This is a genomic window from Solidesulfovibrio sp. DCME (genome assembly GCF_049995385.1).
In the GTDB taxonomy this organism is placed as follows: domain Bacteria; phylum Desulfobacterota; class Desulfovibrionia; order Desulfovibrionales; family Desulfovibrionaceae; genus Solidesulfovibrio.
In genome coordinates this window covers 4,087,563-4,108,164 of sequence record NZ_CP188261.1, presented here as the reverse complement: position 1 = coordinate 4,108,164, position 20,602 = coordinate 4,087,563, and the positions used below count along the sequence as shown (strand labels likewise).

The 20,602-nt window shown below is 45.6% G+C and carries 16 protein-coding genes and 2 pseudogenes; 6 read left to right on the top strand and 12 right to left on the bottom strand.

Annotation, left to right across the window (positions count from 1 at the left end; genetic code table 11):
* Positions 1–155: 155 nt before the first annotated feature.
* The 4 genes from ACP59X_RS18155 to ACP59X_RS18140 all read right to left on the bottom strand — a co-directional run bounded on the left by ACP59X_RS18155 (position 156) and on the right by ACP59X_RS18140 (position 3,264).
* The gene (locus ACP59X_RS18155) at positions 156–626 is read right to left on the bottom strand and encodes a hypothetical protein (protein ID WP_428561099.1); all 471 of its coding nucleotides are present in this window, start codon (positions 624–626) and stop codon (positions 156–158) included.
* A 78-nt stretch (positions 627–704) separates the two neighbouring features.
* Positions 705–1,829, bottom strand: coding sequence for a tyrosine-type recombinase/integrase (locus ACP59X_RS18150; protein WP_428561097.1), 1,125 nt, complete (start codon positions 1,827–1,829; stop codon positions 705–707).
* Positions 1,830–1,935: 106 nt separating this feature from the next.
* The gene (locus tag ACP59X_RS18145; protein ID WP_428561095.1) at positions 1,936–2,493 is read right to left on the bottom strand and encodes a tyrosine-type recombinase/integrase; all 558 of its coding nucleotides are present in this window, start codon (positions 2,491–2,493) and stop codon (positions 1,936–1,938) included.
* A 390-nt stretch (positions 2,494–2,883) separates the two neighbouring features.
* Positions 2,884–3,264, bottom strand: a complete 381-nt coding sequence (locus tag ACP59X_RS18140; RefSeq protein ID WP_428561093.1) for a hypothetical protein — start codon at positions 3,262–3,264, stop codon at positions 2,884–2,886.
* Positions 3,265–4,549: 1,285 nt separating this feature from the next.
* Here ACP59X_RS18140 and ACP59X_RS18135 point away from each other — a divergent pair.
* Together ACP59X_RS18135 and ACP59X_RS18130 are read left to right on the top strand one after the other, a co-directional pair.
* Complete coding sequence (locus ACP59X_RS18135; protein WP_428561090.1) at positions 4,550–6,550, top strand: AAA family ATPase; 2,001 nt, start codon at positions 4,550–4,552, stop codon at positions 6,548–6,550.
* Positions 6,551–7,762: 1,212 nt separating this feature from the next.
* The gene (locus tag ACP59X_RS18130; protein ID WP_428561088.1) at positions 7,763–8,458 is read left to right on the top strand and encodes an NYN domain-containing protein; all 696 of its coding nucleotides are present in this window, start codon (positions 7,763–7,765) and stop codon (positions 8,456–8,458) included.
* Positions 8,459–8,539: 81 nt separating this feature from the next.
* On the opposite strand, the gene ACP59X_RS18125 is transcribed toward ACP59X_RS18130, so the two are convergent.
* Together ACP59X_RS18125 and ACP59X_RS18120 are read right to left on the bottom strand one after the other, a co-directional pair.
* Positions 8,540–9,430 (bottom strand): hypothetical protein, encoded by an 891-nt coding sequence (locus tag ACP59X_RS18125; RefSeq protein WP_428561086.1) that lies wholly within the window; start codon positions 9,428–9,430, stop codon positions 8,540–8,542.
* Positions 9,431–9,488: 58 nt separating this feature from the next.
* A complete protein-coding gene (locus ACP59X_RS18120) occupies positions 9,489–11,030 on the bottom strand; it encodes a hypothetical protein (protein ID WP_428561084.1) in 1,542 nt (513 codons plus the stop codon).
* A 241-nt stretch (positions 11,031–11,271) separates the two neighbouring features.
* On the opposite strand from ACP59X_RS18120, the gene ACP59X_RS18115 reads away from it, so the two are divergent.
* Complete coding sequence (locus ACP59X_RS18115; protein WP_428561082.1) at positions 11,272–12,288, top strand: hypothetical protein; 1,017 nt, start codon at positions 11,272–11,274, stop codon at positions 12,286–12,288.
* A gap of 253 nt (positions 12,289–12,541) precedes the next feature.
* On the opposite strand, the gene ACP59X_RS18110 is transcribed toward ACP59X_RS18115, so the two are convergent.
* Positions 12,542–12,883: a helix-turn-helix domain-containing protein gene (locus tag ACP59X_RS18110; protein WP_428561079.1), complete on the bottom strand. Its 342-nt coding sequence runs from the start codon at positions 12,881–12,883 to the stop codon at positions 12,542–12,544.
* A 174-nt stretch (positions 12,884–13,057) separates the two neighbouring features.
* Here ACP59X_RS18110 and ACP59X_RS18105 point away from each other — a divergent pair.
* Both ACP59X_RS18105 and ACP59X_RS18100 read left to right on the top strand, forming a co-directional pair.
* Positions 13,058–13,651 (top strand): annotated as a pseudogene (locus tag ACP59X_RS18105) (flagellin N-terminal helical domain-containing protein); the annotation flags it as partial.
* 1,158 nt (positions 13,652–14,809) lie between these two features.
* Positions 14,810–15,109: pseudogene (locus ACP59X_RS18100) on the top strand (flagellin); the annotation flags it as partial.
* Between the two features lie 162 nt (positions 15,110–15,271).
* Here ACP59X_RS18100 and ACP59X_RS18095 read toward each other — a convergent pair.
* Both ACP59X_RS18095 and ACP59X_RS18090 read right to left on the bottom strand, forming a co-directional pair.
* Positions 15,272–15,781, bottom strand: coding sequence for a hypothetical protein (locus ACP59X_RS18095; RefSeq protein WP_428561077.1), 510 nt, complete (start codon positions 15,779–15,781; stop codon positions 15,272–15,274).
* A gap of 1 nt (position 15,782) precedes the next feature.
* Positions 15,783–16,085 carry a hypothetical protein gene (locus tag ACP59X_RS18090; RefSeq protein ID WP_428561075.1) on the bottom strand — a complete coding sequence of 101 codons (303 nt, stop codon included), beginning with the start codon at positions 16,083–16,085 and terminating at the stop codon, positions 15,783–15,785.
* A gap of 147 nt (positions 16,086–16,232) precedes the next feature.
* Between ACP59X_RS18090 and ACP59X_RS18085 the strand changes: the two genes are divergently transcribed.
* Positions 16,233–16,556: a helix-turn-helix domain-containing protein gene (locus tag ACP59X_RS18085; protein WP_428561073.1), complete on the top strand. Its 324-nt coding sequence runs from the start codon at positions 16,233–16,235 to the stop codon at positions 16,554–16,556.
* 5 nt (positions 16,557–16,561) lie between these two features.
* Here the strand turns inward: ACP59X_RS18085 and ACP59X_RS18080 are convergent, their stop codons facing one another.
* The 3 genes from ACP59X_RS18080 to ACP59X_RS18070 form a co-directional block, all read right to left on the bottom strand.
* On the bottom strand, positions 16,562–16,954 hold the full coding sequence (locus tag ACP59X_RS18080) for a DUF6573 family protein (RefSeq protein WP_428561071.1): 393 nt from the start codon (positions 16,952–16,954) through the stop codon (positions 16,562–16,564).
* Positions 16,947–17,168 carry a hypothetical protein gene (locus ACP59X_RS18075; RefSeq protein ID WP_428561068.1) on the bottom strand — a complete coding sequence of 74 codons (222 nt, stop codon included), beginning with the start codon at positions 17,166–17,168 and terminating at the stop codon, positions 16,947–16,949. Before ACP59X_RS18075 ends, ACP59X_RS18080 begins: the two co-directional genes overlap by 8 nt.
* Before the next feature lie 1,052 nt (positions 17,169–18,220).
* A complete protein-coding gene (locus ACP59X_RS18070; protein WP_428561066.1) occupies positions 18,221–20,356 on the bottom strand; it encodes a methyl-accepting chemotaxis protein in 2,136 nt (711 codons plus the stop codon).
* Between the last annotated feature and the right edge of the window lie 246 nt (positions 20,357–20,602).

Here is a 20,602-nt window from a genome sequence, read left to right as displayed (position 1 = left end):
AAGTTGCAATGGCATCTATAATTCGGATAAAACAAATGGGTTTCATCCCATAAGCATTTCTTCTGCATGGTACTATCCTTATTTTGTCTTTGGAAAATGAAAGACGAGGAATCTGTGCTAGAGCTCCCTCGTCTTTCCTTGTTACTTGTTTTTGCTTAGTTCTTTTCTTTTGCTTTTTGTATTGCTTTTTCTAAATCAGCGACCATGTCGCCTCCTTCTTTCTTTATATTGGTAAGGATTGATTCAATCTCTTTTACGCTATAATATTCTTTCAACGGCAAATAGAATTTCTTGTAGCAATCGCTGCAAAGATATCTAAAGTCTTCATCTTTCCCCGTGTGGAAAGTATCTTCGCACATGAGGCACATTTTCTCCACACCCTGAATCTGTTTGGATATTAAATCGTACTGGATTTTGAACTCAGAATTGTCGTCAATCATACCGTTCAGCTGGTGCAGTATTTTAAACAGCTTAATGTTCTTCACAAAGTCGTACCAGGAGTAGGTTTTGCTGTATGTCTTTGTAAAAATGTCGTGGTAGCATTTTGGACAAAGAACTTTATACTCTTCGTTTTCCTTCACTTCGTATGAGTGGGATTCATCCCACAAACATTTCTTAGTAAGCATTGAATACCTCTTTTTTTGTTTGGGTTAGACAAATAAGAAAGACGAGGAATCTCTGGTAAGGTTCCTCGTCCTTCACGCTCAAGCCACTTCCAATGCTGGTAACAGTTTGACTGCTCGTTCCTTTTCTCCCTCCATGTAGTGGTAATACGTGTCTGCCGTCATTTTGACTGTGGCGTGCCCCATCATTTTGGACACCGCAGCCAGGTCAGCACCTTTGCTGAGCAGGGTGGTCGCAAACAGGTGCCGAAGATCGTACATACGAGTAGGGTAGGTGATTCCGGCACGCTGACAGGCATGCTTGAACGCCTTTCGGATCGTCGTCAGCTTCCGTCCCATATACTCGATGACATACTCGGACTGGCTCGATGCCTTCTCCTCCTCCAGACGTTTCAGGAAGGAGGGATTGATCGGGACCGTCCGATAGGTCTTGGTTTTGGTAGCGTAGATACGCACGGTACCGGCGGTGAAATCGATGTTCTCCCATCGTAGCGACAGGAGCTCCGATTCCCCCGGTCGAGTGCCCAGGTTGAAGCACACCTCCATAGCCCATCTCAGGTGCGGTTCGGCACAGGCCATGATCTTCTTCGCGTCGTCCAGGGTCAGCTTCAAGTCCCAGGGCTGAACCTTGGGCTTTTTCCAGTTTTTCAGCGGGTTGACTTTGGTTAAGCCATTGTCGATGCCGAAGTTGAAGATGAAACTCAAATAATCACAGTATTTATTGACCGTGTACTGCGATCTGGTCTTCTTGGTGGTGCCGCTGACGCCTTTGAAGTGCAGGATGAACGGAACCATGTCGCCCTGGTAGGTCAGGGAGTCGACTGGCTTGTCACCAATGACGGGAACGAACTGGTTCTCCAGCAATCGTTCGATGTTGCGGATGTGCTTATCCGTCCGTCCCGACGCACGCATGTGATCCAGGTAACGGTGGCCAAGCTCGAGCAGGGTGATCCCGACAGGTTTCTGTCCGAGGACTTCTCCCGTGGGCGCATCCATCGTGCTGACGGTCTTGACCACCTGGACGGATGCCGTAGCTGTCGCAGGATCTGGAATCGGTAAACCATGTTCGATGGCATTCTGGACAGCTTTGTCGAAGACCTGTGCTTTGGCTTGAGCAAGATCACCACGACCAAAGGATTTGTCGTGTCTTTTGCCGTTGACATGCCAATAGACCATCCAACGGCTATCGCGTTGATAGACACTCATAAAAAACCTCTTCTGTTTCAGGTTGATGTTCGAATTAAATGCCTAAGAGGAATGCAGGAGAGAAAGGGATTCAAATAAAGGGGAGGTAAATCCCCTTGTTAAAAGTTTAGATCGATTTCATCAAAACTTCTTCGACTTCTTCCTCCTTCACGCCGATGTAACGACGTGTGACACTCGGGCTGCTATGGTTCAACCGTTTTGCAATGATCTCCCACGATGTCCCATAAGTTTTTCTTTGGTGGTAACACCAGGTCTTTCGAAGCGAATGCGCTCCATAATTCCCTGAAAGGTTGATCTCGTCGCACCATTGCTGCACATACATAGTCACCGCATATGTGGTCAAAGGACTGTTCTTGCCCTTTCGGCTCTTGAACAGAAAGTGCTCGTCCTTAGCCTCGATGGTCTTCAAATACTCGTCAAGCGCCTCCTTGATCTCCTTGTTGATCATGAAAACGTTTTCCTTGCCCGTCTTCTTCTCACGGATGACAATGCGATCACCAATATTGGCGTGTTTTACATCGCCAATTTTCAAAGCCAGAATATCTTGTACACGCAATCCTGAGTTGCACCCACAGATAAAGAGTAATCGGTCACGAGGACGATTACTCAAGAGCCTTTTGATGCTCTTGATATCTTTGGCGCTGACGATCGGTTCGACCTTCATAAAATCCTCCAATTGGGGTTTTCAATTTTAGGAGGCTGGAAAGAAACATTGAAAATTGCCTCCTTCACACTGGGCCTTGAAAAGTGCTCTGTAACCGCTTGTAGTCCTTGCAGTTCTTGATTTTACTTGGGCCAATGTACGTTATTTGGTAAAACCGTTCGTTCCTCTATTTCATTAAAACGTATTTCTGAATTATTATATCTGTAGTTTTGTGGCTAAAATCGCAAATAACATGCGAAGAATCATGCGTTGGCTATCTGACAGATTTTGTCTAAGATCACGTCAGCACAGGCGAAGTCTTTTCATTCCAAAATAAGTACAGTGCATATTTCACGCGTTAAAAAAAGAAATGCCACGCAGACGAATCCGCATGACATTTCGGTTGGAGTGTTATGGGAGAATCTTGGTCAAGATGATTTTCCCGTCGCTGACCTCGACCGAAAACTCGTCGTTTTCGTTGACTTCGAGATCACCGAGATCGTGGGCCTTGAGGTTGATCTTCAGGATGCCCTGTTGATTCACCTTCGGCCGCTTCGAGTCCTTCAGGTACAATCCCTTCACGTCGTAGAGCACGCGATCCGTGCTGATGAGTTTCAGAAGATATTGCTTGAGCGTCTGCTTATGCCTGATGTTCATGCGCTCCATTATCGCAGGAGCATCCAGACCTTCTTTGACAAGGCTACGAAGAGTTTTCGGATCGTACTTCGATTCGATCTTCTTCTTCGCCTTCCCGTCCGAAACGTCAGTTGAATTACCATTCTTGGCTCCCATAACGGCTCCTTTTGCATGGAAATGTTATTTTACAGTATATATCTCTACGAATTGCTGAAAAACGCGGGAAAACGCGCATTTTAGGGGTTAAAATGCATCAAATATCTCGTGTTTCTGGGATGGAATTCGTAAATTGGCAGGAGGGGGCTGTTCCTGGGGTTTTTGCCCTCAGGGGATACCAAACCATGGGTCGAGCCCCGAACGCGCAGGAGAAGGGATTTTACGGGGGGTGTCCCAGAACCGCTTCCGTGGCTGGAGCAGGGGACGATCAGATTGACGCTGGATTTTGCCGTTCGAACAAGAAAAAGGCCCTCACTGAGTGAAGGCCTGTATAAAGAACCTACTTTGCATTTTACAGAGTCACGATCCATCCGAATTGCTCCAGATGGACACATGGCTCTAAGAGTCGAAAGGAACCGTCACCGGCCCTAGCACTCTGTTGCAACCGTACGAGCGGTTTTTCCGCATACGGCTACGTCAATCGGTATTCGATGTATCGAGGTTGTCTAGAAAGTTTAAGCAGCTTTGAATAATGCTGTGCTGCTCTTAAACAGCGGGGTTGAGTTTTTATAGGTGGCAATATTTCTATAGATCATTTCAAATTTCAATTTACCTGATACATCGAATACCAATCGATAGTTTCTCACAAACTTCAGTCGCCCTTATGGAAATCAAGCTCTCCGTCTCCATAAGAATTTTTCCATAAGGGTTTCCTTTGGTCAATTCCAATCCGTTGAAGCCATCCCATGTCTAATCGCATCCATATTCCAAAGCATGATTTCACTTGATCTATCATGCTGTGCGAAGATCAATATCTTGATCAACGAACTTCGGTTTGCCATGAACCTCGTCCGGTAATATGGGCCACCACGACTTCTGCATCTTCGATACATACGGGCTAGCTTCCGTCGCAACCTCTCCCTTGTCTGGATTGCTCCATAACAAGTTGGTCGTTCTTGGGGAGATGTGATTCGAGGAGCATCGCTGCGATCAATCCCATGGTATCCCAAGAAACGTTTATTTTTTGACTTGATATCTCTTCAAGATAAGACATCTCCCAGCGAATTTGCTAGGACTGGATTTAAAATCTACAAAGCGCCCATGGCGTTGAGTAAATTGCAAAGTTACTTTTCTATAGTTAATTTGCCGGGTATTAATATCTCTACGAGTTGCAGCAATAGTGACTGAGTCGAAGAAGCGGATCGTTCTGCCTCCATGCCGGCAATCGAACCGGGGAGTGGTTGAGGGCGGAAATTCGCTGTGCTAAAAACCTGCTGGAATCACTATGGACTCCACCTGGAACGAAATTTACCGACTGGTCCAGCAGGCCGATCAGCTTGACGCTGGTGGGCGGCTCACGATTTTTGAATTTCTGGCACAGACGTTTTCCCTCATCCCCCTCCGTGACGGATTTCCGACCCCAGCAGAGATCGAGGAGCACGGTTCGCTGGCCAAAGCTGCTAAGAAGTACAAAGCTCCGACCGAAAAAGGTTGGAATCGGTGGTGTCGCGAGAAGCGCCCCTTTGACCGAACGAATTTCAGCACCGACCGCGCTGGTGTCGCCTGTGGCCCAGCCAGTGGTGTCCTGGTTCTCGATGTCGATAATCCGCGTCTCTTTGACGCATGGATGCAAGAGAATCATCCAGATGAGCCGCTGTCCGTGACCTTGAAAGTGAAAACTGGCGGCCACGGGGAACGATTCCATTACTATTTCCAGTATCCATCAGGGGATGAAGACTATTTTTGCCGTTCGGTAAAGGGCATATTCGACATACGCGGCATCGGTGGCCAAGTCCTCTGTCCCGGTTCGTTGCATCCAGAGACACGAAAGCCCTATGTCTTTGCTGAAATAGTACCGATTGCCCCTGCGCCGGTATGGCTCTTGGAAATGAGTAAAAAGTCCGATGGTGGCAAGAAAGATGACGACGAACAAAGTCCTCCCGACAGGATAAGCGAGAAACAGGTTCTGGAGATTGCTCCTCTAGACCATTTTTTGTCGAATTTGAATTTGTCAGATGATACGAAACAGAAAATCCTTACCACATTTCCTCAAGGGCAAAGGTCTGAACCATCCTGGTCCGTTCTTTTGGGATTGCTCAATGCCAATGTTGATGAATCGACAATAAGAGCTATTTATCAAAGCTATCCCATTGGAGAAAAGGCAAGAGAAAATCCTAAGTGGTTTGAGCGTGAAATTCAACGAGCGAAGCAAACTATTGCCCAAAATCCTATAGGGGTTGATATGCAACTCGGTTTTTCTTCTGGAGCGAATCCTTCTTCTTCTGATTCAGAGTATGGGATTGTCAATGCGTATGATGTGCTAACGGCGCAAACAAGCTTTGAGTTTCTTGTAGACAATTTTTGGCCAAAAGATGAACCATTACTGATCACTGGGTATGGTGGGGCTGGCAAGTCAGTCCTGACCTTACAAATAGCAATGGATCTGGTTTTCCCTCCAGCCAATGGGTTCTTGGACAAATTTAAAGTGCTTCATGGTGGACATCGTGTTCTTTTTGTTCAATCCGAAAATTCTTTGGTTGGGATAAGACGAAGGCTCGAACTTATACGCAGCGCTTACGCTATCCCAGATGATGTTATTAAACAGAAGCTTTTCTTTCTCGGTAGAAGAAATGACATTAGGGCTTCTGGTGATATCGATAGTAAACAATTTCAAGATGTAATCAAAAAACAGCATGGCGTGATAGGATTCGACATCCTCATCGTAGACCCGCTTATAAGTTTTCACAATAAGGATGAAAATTCAAATGACGAGATGCGTAGGCTTTTAGACAATTTTTCAGAATTCTGTGAAAGCATCAAGGTTTCGCCGTTAATTATACACCACCATGGGAAATTTAAGCAAGAACGAGGCGTTGGTGGTGGGCGAGGTGCAAGTGCAATCGGTGATTGGTCTCCTAACACCTGGGAACTCGAGTATAAAGAAAAAGACAAGAAATTCAAATTCATCCATAAAAAAGCTAGAAACTTTATGTTGAACGACGATCTTGTGCTGGAATTAAAAAGTTTGAGGTTTACGGCTAATCTCCAGCAATCTAGTGTAAAAAATGATACCACTTACTATGTCATAAAAGCTTTGCAAAATTTGAATGGAGTTGCTCAGACTCAAACGGTGCTGAAGAATGAAGTTGTTAATGTTTACAAGGCAGAAAATCCTGCTGGAAGTATTACTGCTGTGACGGCTGTAAAGTACATCGATAATGCCGTTAATAAAAACGCTATTAAGGCCATTCCTGGGGCAAGAGGATCGATATCCTATCAGTTTTGACCGATTATACTGACAATCCACCTGCAAGATTTGTTGGGTTGCAACGGTTGCAACTTTCGACAAAATTTCAACTTGCAGCAAAAAATCTAAAGATTTTAATTTGTTACTGCTGTTTCCCAGCTGCAACTGCAAGTTTGCGATTTGCAACTGTAACCCGTTAAAATCTTTCAGGTTCAACTGCAAAAATTTGGTTATATATTAGAGGGGGGTTGCTTACGCACCCCCTCCTGTCTCACAATAGTTTAGCAATGTTGAAGAAGCAGAAGCTTTCCCTGTTAAAGGAACGAAAGAAACTTTCAGCAACTTTTGAAACAAACTTTGCTAATCTTTCTCCAATTTGAAAAGAATATTCTTGAAGATCTTAAATTTGATTAGTCTATTGGGCTTGCAAAAAATCTGTGTAAAAATGCTTTCGTTTGCGAATGAGACAGAGCAGGCAATAGCCGTCAATCTCTGTGTAACTACTGAATCTATATCGGAACCATATAGCGTGCAGGAACTTGTTTTTAAAAACTTTTCAAGCTATGGAAATCACTTTTTAATTATACAATCTGTAACCGATCTATTTACTGTAGTTGGCGACGTCTCTTTATAGAGTTTTTTCTGTCGATGGAGATGTTATAGATATTATTTGCACACTCTTTTTTATATCAAATGCGAGGGAAGAGGGGTAGCCGAGCCTTTTCTGTTTATTCTCTTTTTCTCTGTCTCAGGTCATGACGTATGCTGACCGTGGAGGACCATGCCTGTCTCGTGGACAATCCAGAGGAAGCGCAGGAGTGGTCGCAGCTGGCCACGCGGGCAAGCGAGGATGACCAGGGCAGAGCAGAGGGAGCCCATGGTGATGACTGATGGTGACAAAGCCGCCGGGTAGAAAGTGAGGCGCTCCTGCCAATCTGCTTAAATCGCTCCGTTATCCTGAGTCAATTTCTCGATCTGGGTGTCAGTTGGCAAACCCCTATTGATGTGGATTTTCAGTCGATGGGCGCTCTTTGACATGCAGTGAGGTCGCATACGATTCCTTTGAAAAGGTCCTTGTAGACAACTATAGCACTTATTTAAAATTTTTATTTTTCCCAAAGCCTGTTTTTGTCATGGCATGATTTGTGCTTAACTATTTCTCGTTGTTTACCTGTCATCAGTCTGACGCTGATGTATTGCAAACTCATTTTTCCTTGTGGATTCCTAACCTAAATGTTGTTGGAGAGGTGTATGAAGATTGATTCAGGGAATCAGATTTTAAGGGTTGCGGTCTTTTATGATGGAACTTTTTTCTTGAAAGTTTCTGATTATTACCGATTTAAGCATGGTATCGCACGGTTTATTGATTTTCCTGGTCTTGAAAATTTTATTATTAATACTGTCGCGCGGCATGAGTCTATTCGGGACATCGGTTCATGCAAAATAATCGAATCTCATTTTTTTAGGGGTAGGATGACTGAGTTTCAACTGCGAGAAGTCAAAAAAGATCAAAATGACGCTTTTATGTTCATGAGAAAAGAGAGGCTTATTGATGAACTTTTGATGAGGAATAATACTGTTATCCACTCGTATGAACTTAGAAAAGATTTTTATACTGAAAAGTTCAAGGAAAAGGGGATTGATGTCTGGCTTGCTTTGGAGGCGTATGACTTGGCTGTTCATAAAAAATTTGATATCCTGGTTTTGTTTGCTGGGGATGAAGATTATGTTCCTCTTGTGCGAAAGGTTAATAGCTTGGCGACAAAAGTCGCAGTTATGGCCTTTGATATTGAATTTGAAGATGATTTAGGTAAGACAAGGAAAATTAAATCAAGCATGCGCTTGATCGATGAAGCTTCGTTTACAATCGACCTTGATGCAACCGTTGCCGCAGCAAAGACAACGGAAGAAAAGGCTGCACGTGATAAGATTTTTGCAATTGAGTAATTTTCTTTATAGTTTCATTGATTATTAAATGCAAAAGGGGTGGCCATTTCTGACCACCCCTTTGCGTACGGAGACTACCGTCTAGAGGAAGATCAGGTTCTTTCGACGGATTTCCGTTACCACGTCTTCCAAGGTGCGGTAGTAGATGATGCCCAGGAACTGGCGATAAATACCAGCGCGCAACCCAAGCATATCGTGCAGTGTCAAACCATAGTTGCCGAGGAAGCGCTTAAACTCGTCAATGTACTCGTACTGGGTGTAGACGTGCGTCCCCTGCTTCGTCTTTCCCTGTTTGTCCGGGAAGTAGAGAATATCGGTTTTGTTCTCTCCCGGTTTGGCCGGATTCCAGAACCGAACGACGCCGGTATTGGCATCGTCCAGCCAGGATTTTGAATCACACGATGCAGCCGGGCAGCTGACGATCAAATTGAAGTCCGTAATGCCGAAAAGGTGCGACAGCACCCCGTGGCTAAGCAGCTCGACCACGGCGGGAATAAGGACGTTAGGGTTAGTCTTGTTCTGCTGTCTACCGATGGCGACGTACTTGTAACCGGCCTGAATGAGCGTATCCACTTCATGGTTCTGCATGTTGTGGATGACCGGCACGACGGGCAAGCCCTCCTTCTCAAGTTCCAGCAGGTAGGCTTGGTTTTCTTCGAAGCTGTCTGGATCATGGTTCGGATCGTAGCTGAACAGCAGATCGAAGCGCTCCTTATTCGCCTTGGCAAATGCAATCAGGCGCATGAAGAGCTGCAAGGTTGTGATTCCAAGATTGGAGTTGTTGAGACTAAATGCGCCGCAATCGAGAGCCAGTTTACAGATGATCCCTTGGTAGCGGATCATAAGCGTCTCGAAGTTGGGCGGAATCTTGGCCATTGTCAGCAGGATGTTAAGTTTCATACCAGGACAGCGCTGGATAACTTCATCCAGGGCTGGGCCAAACGGTGAGGAAAGGTACAGATCGAAATCCATTTGTCCTCCGTGGTGGCCCCCCGGGTTGGTCCCCGGGGAGCCGCCGCTGATACAGGGTTCAGGACTGGTTGGTCGCGGCGTCGATCCGCTTCAGGACTTCCATCAAGTTGCGAACCGCAGTACGGTCCACATCCTTCTGCGGGAATTCCGGCAGACGAAGCGCCTGGGTGAGTGTTTCGGTCGTTTTGACCAGGGTGCTGTTGATTTCCGGGATGGCTCGCGGTACGTCCGGCGACGCGTCCATTTCTTCTTCCGTAGTGGGGGTACCGGTCAGAGCAAAAACGCGGGTTCCCGCACTTTCGATGACGGCCATAAGGAAGTCAGAAGGATCAGGGGCGTCTTCTCCACGCGCCAAGGCCTCTTCCTTCATCTGCTGCATCGCGAGCATTTCCTTGATGTCTTTGCTCCCGAGCGTGTATCCAGCCGCGATGAACTTCCGCAGCGTAGCCAGGTCGATCACCAACTGCGCCTTTTTCAACTTGAAGTCGGCGATGGCGATATCGGCCAGGGTTTCGTAGCTCTGATCCAGGAGCCCCGTGTCATTTTGGACCTTGTCCAAAATGGTCTGAATGGGGTCAGACAGCTTGCTGAGCTCGTTACTTTTGTTGATGATAGCAGCGAGCTTGAGGAGAAGCGTCGGTCCAAAGGCGCAATGTCGTTCAACGCCTTTGATCTTCGAAATGCTCATGTCCTCTTGGATTTTACGAACACGCTGCTGGGTGAATGTTTTTTTGAGGAAGGGAATGAACTCGCCGTGCGGGATACCCTTCTTCATCGCTTGACCCGCGTCACCGCGCATGATGCTAATGACGCTATTCAACGCTTTCGCCTTTTTCTCGATGGGCAACGTCATAGTGAGCATCTCATCGAGGTAGCATCTCTTCTCCGTGAGGGATTTTTTCCCCTCCACGGTGATTCTGATCGCCTGGCGAAAGACGTTGAAATTGGCCAGAGCTTTGTTTCTGCTTTCTTCAGAAGCATTTTCTTCAGTCATGCCGTCCAAGAAGGACGACACGACCTGAGAGACCATCTTGGCATTAGCCGGAGGTGACTTTTCCCAAGCGGGCTTGTGCTGACCAGCGCCAACCTCCTTCTCCTCCAACGAGGCCGGGGTGGTGTCGGTGGTGTTCTGAGTCGGTTTGTCTGCATCCAGCGCGGCAGCTGGCACAACCTCGCTCTCGGAGGTGGACTCCCCCGCCTCGCCGGCACCCGCATCATCAGTATTGGACGACGCGGTGGCGGGGGCTTCCTGGTCAGCATTCTGGGCTGCCGCCGCACCCGCTTGGGGTCCTTCTGGTTGGTCCTTCGGTTCGTGCTCGGTCAACGAAGCCGTATCCGTGGACACGGTGGCGTCATCCGCCGGCGCGGTGTTCAGGGTAGCCACCGGGGCCACAACCACTTCTTCAGCGATGCCGTTGGCGGGTTTGTTGGGGGCATTGTCCTTCTCCGACATTTCGACCCAATGGGGCGCATTGGGGTCGAAATGCGGACCGGGTTCCTCAACCGGCCAAACGGGAGTCATCTGGACCGCGCTGGGGCGGTGGATGATTCTCGCCTGGTTCTTTTGTCGGGGCTTATCCGACGCCGGGATGTCACTCATTTGGTGACCCTCCTTTTTCAATTTGAAAGTGGGCCTAGCACGGCCCGCGAAGCATGGGATTTGATGTGACCCTCGTCGGAAATGGGTCCGATGTGAGTCAGGAGAGGGGGGATACCGATGTGGGTAACAAAGGAGTCCCGAAAAAGTCGGGCGGGGTAGGTTGCGAAGTACGGTGGAGTTTAGTACGAAAAATCAGCCCATTGAGAGAGCGTCTGTTCCGGCTTGGCTGTGGGAGGATGTTATGGGAAAGAAAAAAGGTCTCAATGAAGAAATCTATAACTATTACAAAGATAGCTCGTTTTTTCTGCGGTCTTTGACAAGAAATGTTAACAAAGATAGCTTTTTCAAAAGGGAATGTTCTGAAATTGAAATGCTATGGAAGCTTATTGAATCTTATGAAACAGAATTGAAAAAACTACTTCGCTCTTCGCCGTTAAAAAATGTTGAATCAGTTTTGAAGAAGGCAAAGAAAAAGAGTGAGGGACGTAAAGCGCCGCGTTTGATCAAATCTGATCTTGTTTTTTGTTACCATGTCCCCGATGATCTTGGTGAGAGTAAATTAAATTGTTTTTCTGACGTTGGAGCTATAATTCAACAAATAAATTCGGATATGCACGCTTGTTGGGAGTTTGTTCGAGAAAATGAAGACGATGCAAAGATGGTTAAAGATAACTTCAATGATTTTGTTGTGGTTAAAGCAAGAGTTGGAATTATCGAAAGAGTAAAGACGTCTGAACATTGGGGAAACATCCAAGCTCTCCTTATGGCAATTTCGTCTTTGCTTCGGTTGGATTTTGTGAATATATACGCGTTTTGTGATTCGGATAAATATAAAGAATACATTGTAAAGCAATCTGGCAAAAGAAATGCTTCAAAATATCACGCCATAAGAAAGAGCGTATTGTATCTTGTCGGCCCAAAGGCTGATAAAGAATGGGAAGATGGCTCAACTCTTATGCACTACAAGATGATAGAAAAATTGATGCCAGAAATTAATGAAGAGCTCAGAAGGCGGTTGCTCAAAAGTCTTGAGGAAAGCTATTTGAATAAGAAAGGCGTGTATAAGAACAAGGAAGTTTACGAAAGAAGGAAATTGGCTATCAAGCGTGGGGACAGCGATTTTGAATATGATGAAATTTTGCCTGCGATTAAACGAGTAGCTAGGCAACGTGGTAGATACTTTGACCCCGCAGAAGATTCTCGAAAAAAGAGAAAGGAAAAAAAATTAGCGGCCAAGCATGATCTCAAGGACGATTAAGGTCAAAAACGCGGGAAACCGCGTAATTGGGGGAGGCGCTGATTGGCTAGGTTGAAGTGGTTTGGAAGCGATTTCCCACTTCAGCCCAGATTTTCGACAGCGGGTGCTCAAAAATCCGGGGTATGACTTTTCAATCTCCCACAATCTAGCGAGAAATAGCGATTCTCTGACAATTTTTCACCACTTGTCTCAAAGCGCATCGCAGCTAATTCATCTGAAAATCGTATAGAATTACCGCGTGCCGTTCACAACCTTATTTCATCCTTAATGACAAGCTTTTCGCAAGGTTGATCACACCCTGCAAGAGTTTGAGTTCCGCCGCCGGCATCTCCTTTACCGTTTCGCATATCTGGTCCCGGAGCAGCTCGGTTTCCTGGTCAGGGTCCTCCACGGCCAGCAACTGCGAAACCGTGATGCCAAATCCCTTGGAAAGTCTTTCCAGACTTTGAAGCGTCGGATTCCCGTCACCGCGTTCGATCTCGCCCACATGCTGGACGGAAACTTTGGCCTGCTCGGCCAAATTTTCCTGGGTCCAACCACGCAGCTTTCTTAAGGTCTTTATCCGATTCCCTAGCTGTTTTTCCAAACTTTCCATGGAGTTACCCCACCGTAGTTTCTTTACGGGGAGGCAGTCACCAGGAAAAGCAGTCAGGGTATAGTTTTTGAATATAAACTTTTACGATGGTAAAGATTTCCGTTTTGGCGCTTGGGCCAGTCGGGACCAGCTTCAGAAGAATCTCATTATGTTAGTCTGTTACGAGAATTTTCTATGAGCCTGGCTATCAATCACAACCTGATGGCGCTTAACGTCGCAAGGAACCTCGGGAATCACTACCAGGAACTCAGTGTTTCGACGCGGCGGTTGTCGTCTGGCCTGAGGATCGGTACCGCCGCCGATGACGCAGCAGGGCTTGCCGTTCGAGAACTTATGCGGTCGGATGTTGCCACCCTGAATCAGGGAATCAGGAATGCCAACGATGCGATTTCGATGATACAAACAGCAGATGGTGCTTTAGAAGTTGTTGATGAAAAACTGATTCGTATGAAGGAATTAGCAGAACAAGCAGCTACAGGAACATATACATCCGACCAAAGGATAATAATATCTTCAGAGTTTCAAGCGATGGCCAGTGAAATTCAAAGGATAGCCGTAGCTACAGATTTCAATGGCATAAAATTGCTTGATAATTCTTTGGCAAATGCTACCGGAGCATGGGGATGGTCAAATCCTTCCGTCTCAGCTGCTCATGATGGAACAAGTTTGGATTCTGCTGGACCTGCGAAGATTCACTTTGGAACAGGAAATTCATCGGCTGAAGATTATTACTATGTAAATATAAGCAATTGTCAGGTGGGCGCTATTCTTGAGCCGAATGGAGTTGATGAAAATGGGTCTGAATTTCAGGTGAATTCATATACAGCAAGTGTTCAGGCGAACCCATCTGTAACAGGGCTTGCAAATGGTGGTTACGTTGCAACTTGGCAATCAGTTGGTCAAGACGGAGACGATTTTGGTATATATGCTAAAATTTATGATAAAGATGGAAAGGTGTTAACTGGTGATATTCAAGTTAATAGCTACACTACTTGGATACAATCCTTACCCACGGCGACAAGTCTTGCGGATGGCGGCTTCTTAGTTTCTTGGAATTCAGACTCACAACCTCCTGATGCTAGTAGTTGGGGGGTGTTCGCTAGACGATATAACGCCGCAGGGCAACCGGAAGGGGATGAGTTTTTAGTTAATACTTCGACTTCGAATGCTCAGAATAATCCAAGTATAACAGGGCTACCCGATGGTGGTTATGTTGCCACTTGGATGTCTAACCATACTGGCGATGCGAATATATATAAGCAACAATATGACAAAACTGGCGCAGCTGTCGGTTCTGAAATGTTAGTGAGTTCAGTTCCTGGAACACAACATACCCCAAGTATCTCAGGTCTACAGAATGGAGGATATGCGATAACATGGCGGTCAGATCAGAATGGCACAAATGACGTTTACTTGCGAATATATGGTGCAGATGGAAATCCAGTAACGGCGGAAGCAATTGTGAATGATGTCCAGACAGGAAATCAGATTGATCCAAAGATTACAACGCTGGAAAATGGTAATTTTGTTGTAGCCTATTCTTCTGATCAATCAGGAACAAACGATATTTTCTACCAAATGTTTGATTCAACTGGGAATAGATTGGGTTCGAATAGGATGGCTAATTCTTATACAACTCTGAATCAACAAGAACCATCGGCCACTAGCCTAGCTGGTGGGGGATTTATGTTGTCCTGGGCGTCGCAGAACCAAGATGGTAGTGGTTATGGAATTTATGGACAACAGTTTGACAGTAACGGAAATGCGCTAGGAAAAGAAGTAAAAATTAGTACAGAATCGAATAATGACCAGGATCGACCCTCTATTGCTGGATTAACTGATGGAGGAGTCGTGGCAGTTTGGCACTCCATGGACCAAGATGGGAGTTCTTGGGGAGTTTTCGGGCAAAGATTTGCTCCTGTTTTCAGCATTGACTCTCAAGAAAAGGCGCAAGATTATCTGGATAAATTAACAAATGCCGGTACAAAAGTAAGTTTAACCAGGGCTAACCTTGGGGCTACGCAAAACAGGCTCGAAAATACTATCACAAATCTTCAGATTCAGGCGGAAAATCTTCAGCAATCAGAATCACAGATATCAGATGTCGATGTCGCTGAAGAAATGACAAGCTTCGTTCGAGAACAAATATTGACGCAAGCAGCGACAGCTATGTTGACACAGGCTAATTCTATTCCGAAGATGGCCATTCAAATCATAACTGGGTAGCGATTACTTAATTTATAGTTTTTTTGACTCGTTTCCCCAAAATGCAGGTTCCTTCATTTTTTTGAGAGGTCACTTCGTTTCAAGTCGCGTCGCAGCTATTTCATCTGAAAATAGTATAGAATTGCCGCGTGGCATGTCGAACCCAACTGACGCAACTTGCCGTTAAAACTGGTCCTTCTTCGCTCCAGCTTTCTCTTTCAAATACGTCACGTACTCTCTCTCCGTTATCTTATACGTATACGTAATCTCAGAAGCAGAAGACTCCACGTCAATAAAGAAAACCAATTTTACGCGTTTCCAATTCCAAGTCCCTATATATTGTTCCAAAGAATCTTCTACAGAACTACATTCTCCATACTTCTGCTTGAACATATCAAAAACTTGTCCAGGATTGCAGGAAGAAAAAGTCATGTTTACTTTATAAATCCTTCCGTTGAAGCCTTCGTAAGTCAAAGTGTCGAGTTTGCAGTCACCGATAGCCATCTCGTCACCGGATTTCTTAAAAACGTCGATTTTTTCATCCCTTGAATATTGCTTAGTCATTCCTGGGATCGCGGAGTAGTAGGTGTCCCATTCGATGCCACGAAAGTTCAGCGGTTCCGTACTTCTTTGAGCAAAGCAAGGTAACGGCACCACTAGTAGGATAAGCACGCAAACAACAACTCTGTTCATTTCAGTTCATCCTCCGAACAAGAATCTTCTTTCCGACACCGCTGACGAGTAAGTAGTAGTGGCGTCTGTCCTTGATGATCGTACACAGCGGGCTATTTAAATCCCTGTCGTAGCTGAAAGCGCTTCCTAAAGTTTCAAAGACTTCGCCAGTCGCCATTTTGACAATCGTTCCTGTCTGTATCCCATCCTTCTCCTTGAACGTATTCAGGCACTGGCTGTACTTGATGTTGTCGTCAGTCAGTCCCGGGGCAGGGGAGAGGAGGGCAAGCGCGACAACGACGGCACCGATCAACCTGGTTTTCATGGCAAACCTCGTGCTTTTCCTGGTTAAGGTTGTTTTCGGTTGGAGCAATTAATAACTTTAGTTGCTATAATTTGCAATTAAACCAGCCGATCATTTGTTATGTAGCCAGAATCATTGCCATATCCTCTACACTAGCGGAGGAATGGCATGGACAGCGTACAAGACCTTTTCGGGAAGAAAATCAAATCGATACGTCGCGCCAGAGACATCACCCAGGAAAAACTGGCGGACCTGTCCGGTCTATCCCTCCAGTACATTGGGGAGATCGAACGCGGACGGCGCAATCCATCCCTGACCAGCATCGAGCAGCTGTCCAAGGCGTTGGACATCCCCATGGCGGAACTGTTCAGTCTGGAGGAGTTTCGGTTGCCACCGGAGGAGCTCAAAGCGATCCTGATCCGGCAGATTGAGACAGCGGATGAAGATCGGTTGCGTACCTTTTTCAGCATGGCCCAGACTCTGTTCCGGTAGCGCGATCAGTCATCCTCGGGCAGCATGATCGTCAGGACTGGCTCAGCGGTGTCGCCGGGACCGATGTGGGCAATGACTTGGACGGTTTCTGTCCTGCCTGGTGCCATCAGAAACGCGACTTTGAAGTACGCTCGGTCGCTCCCCTTACTGGTCCGGGCAGCGATCATCGCCAGTGTCAGCAGATCATGGAGTCGGCCAGTCGCGCTTTGACCTTGAGATTTTAATTCTTCTGGAAAAAAAGCGACATAGCCGTGGAAGAGATGATCGGTAATGGCGACAGGGATTTTGAAACCGTGGGCTTTGGCCTCGTCAGTGACGTCGATGAGGACACCGTCAGCGATGGCCTGTGCCCTGGTGTAGCTGTAGATGAGGTTTCCAAAAGCTTTGCCGTTACTCATCTGAGCTACCTCCGTTTTGCATGTCAAAAATAGCATCGAGACGTTGACGGAAGTTTTTACACAGTGTTATGCCAACTTCCGAGTATGAGCGCGTTAGCTCCCCATAAAGCTCAATGGAAGTGGAATCCATAATCTGGAAGAGCTGCTCAATAGGACGGAAAGCGATAATTATCTTGTCCTTCAGCGTGAGTTTATCGGGCTGTTTCTGGTCCATGAGGTATCCTTTTGCTGTTTAGGACCAAGGGTACCCTGGAGCAGACGAGACGGTCACGGGGACTTGTGGGGTTTTGGAAACAGCCCTATGGAAAAAGGACGTTGGGCGGAGGCTGCGATTTCCTGGGGTTTTGGCCCAGGGGTATTACCAACTAAATGCCCAGCTGGAAAAGCTCCAGGAATGGGCCGGTAGAGAGCGGGGGAGGGGTGTCCGGGAAAAGACCAAGTCCAGATTCCCCCAAGAGAAGGGCTTCAGCTTATTGCTGAGAGAAAAACTGCGATATTGCTGGTAGTTGAAAAGTCCAGTTTACTGGAACTTTTGATTTTCAGCAGATGGGTAGAAAGTTCGGCTATTTGGGGCTGTATGACATTTTCGACCAGAAACGATGGTGTCGGATCGCAGGATCCTGTGAATTTTAAGACCCGTGATGGTGACAATGGCACGGGAACTGGCCTGTTTCCTGGTCCTTGAGCATTGGGTACGCTGAATCGTGGCGTTAACACCTAGTAATAGCTCAATTTCTTCAAATACGAAATTTCCTTCGTTTTTGACTGGACTGAAAAGCAATTATTGGAAGAGTCCAGAAGTTTTGCAAGATTTAAGCAGTTTTCTCTGGTGGAGTAGTTCTTGGATTCTTATGAGCCTATCAAAAATTTCAGGCATGATAGTGTCTATCCCTGAGTTTAGAAAAAGAGCGTAGATATGTTCGACAAAATTTGCATCTAAGTAGAATATGTTGAACAGGCGTTCCCTGCTATGTGTTTGGAATAAAGCATCTATCTCTTTGAAGTTGAGAGCTAATAGCTCGGAATAATACATGACGAGTAGAACTTTCTTTTCGAAAGTTGTTGAAGTCGATTCGCCAAGGATGCCGTTGGATATAATTCGAATATCTTTGTAGGGCATATTTTTTGTGATGGTTGTGGGGTGAGCTCAAATGTCTTCCAGATAATATGAACTCACCCCAGTTGATCTTGGCCAAAGCTTCTACTGACGATATGCACTAACGGATCAGACAGTAGGTTGATATGCTTAAATATTATTTTCCATCATTATTTCCCTAGTGCAAGTGACTTCTTGCCGGCAGGAAGAGCAGACGCACTAGAACCACCGTCCGACTTCATCTCATCAATGAGTCGCTTTAGGACCTGTGCCTGAGTGGCCAACTCACCGACTGCCTGTGCCGATTGTCTCATTCCATCGGAGGTTTCCATGGAAACCCTGTTGACGTCTTCAATGCTTCGGTTGATCTCTTCGCTAGTTGCGGATTGTTGTTCGGAAGCTGTTGCGATAGCCCGCACTTGATCCGTAGTTAAATCAACAAGCGTGACAATTTCATTGAGAGAATCACCTGCTTTTGTCGCTAGAATCGTAACCGAACTGATCCTTTTTACTGCTAAATCAACGTTTCCAATGTTTTTATTGGCTTCGTTCTGGATGCCCCTGATCGCATCGCCTACTTCCTTCGTCGCGGTCATGGTCTTCTCTGCCAATTTCCGGACTTCATCAGCTACTACGGCAAATCCTCGTCCTGCATCACCTGCCCGAGCAGCTTCAATCGCTGCATTGAGGGCAAGAAGGTTTGTCTGGTCAGCAATATCTGAAATAACATTGAGAACTTGCCCAATTTCTAGAGCTCGTTTTCCAAGTAAAGTCATATCGTTTTTCAATTCAAGAGCTGTAGATTCTACTTCAGCAATACCTGTGACAACTTCAGTCACCACAGTAGATCCATCTTGTGCTTGATGTTTAGCTTGGTCTGCGGTTTCTGCCGCCTGAGAAGCATTCTTCGCTACTTCCATAACCGTAGCGTTCATTTGTTCCATGGCAGTCGCAGTTTCTGCTACTCGTTGTGACTGAATTTCAGCCCCTTGAGTCGATTGTTCTATCTGTGCCGATAACTCTTCTGATGCAGAGCTAACAATTTCTACGACACTTTCTATAGAGTTAGCAGCTGCAGTCATGCCTTCAGCTTTTGCATGTTCAGCAAGTGCTTTTGCTTCTTCAGCTTCTTTCATAGCAACATTGGCGTGCTTGGACTCTTCTTCAGCTTTTTGGCTATTTGCTTCTGCTTCCGCAATTTTAGATTTTAAGTTTGAAATCATCACGTTTAAAGATGATTTTAAGCTCCCGAGTTCGTGTGAAAACTTTTCGTTAAGATTGGCGTCAAGGTTGCCGTCAGAGACTTCTTTTGCGTAAAAAATTAGATGGTTAATTGGGCGTGTTATCGAGCGTGCAAGTAAGTATGCGACTGATAATGACAAAATTAATGTAAAACCAACGCCACAGAAAACTCGTATTAAGGCAGAAGATATTTCATCCTGAATCTTTAGAAGATTTGCAGCAATGGAAGCCATTTCTTTCGTTCTTACAGCGTTTAACGAGTCGATAACTTGCGTTATTGTAGAAAAGAATTCTTTACCATTAATTCCAAAGTTCCCGTCGTTAGCTTTGGTTAAGACTGTGTTGAATGTTTTGTTTGTGTCAGTCCAGGCTTGTGACTTTTTGCTTTCGTCAAGCAGAGTGTTGGCCTGTGAACTCAAAACCATAGCCTTTGAATCAAGATTTGCATCAATGTTGGATTTAAACGTTATGAGGCGAGTAAACATTTCTTCGTTTATTGGTTTGTCTAAAGTGAGTATCCCAGAGAGAGTGGCTCTGAGTTTCCCAGCGTTTTCCTTGGCAGTTTCTAGTATAATAATTGTCGTTAATGCTTTTCCGAATCCTCGTGTAGTCTTTGAGTTTGCAATAGCAGTTTCTGTTCCCATTAGAGTTGCAATTATTTGTCCGTAAGCATCAACGATTTCTTTTGTCGGACCTTTTGAGTCAGCTCGGTTTCGAATTTTATCAATTTCTGATATTGCTTGAGATGTTAAGTTTTTTGTGCTTTCGCTGACCTTCGCGGTTTTTAATTCATTAATCACAGGTGAAACTTGGTTGGTTGAAGTTTTTCTCTGGGTGTTCATATCATCTAGAGAACCACCTGAGAGATATATCGACGTACGTCCTCGTTCTTTTTGTAATTCGTGCACTAAATCTGACACTGCAACAAATAACTTTGTATTTTTAGTCATTCCATCTACGATACGTGATTCGTCGATGCTTATTTTTATATAGACAATACTGATAGTTAGGAATGCAATTAACGGTATCGTTACAAGAACAATCAGCTTATTAGATATTTTCATAATACTAAATCTCCTTTAGAGGTCTATTGTGTTGACAGGGCCTTGGTGCCGCAGTTTGTAAAGACGTTACCACTTTTTCTAAACCAATGGCAAGTAATTTCACCAATTGAACCATTTGGGATTGTTAGTTAATTTTGACTTGTGTCAAATTTAACATATTCACTACCTGCACATTTCCCAAACTTTCCCCTTGACCTCCCAGCCCGTGGGAGTGTAGTCCCCTCCGACCAACGACGAGCCAACAAG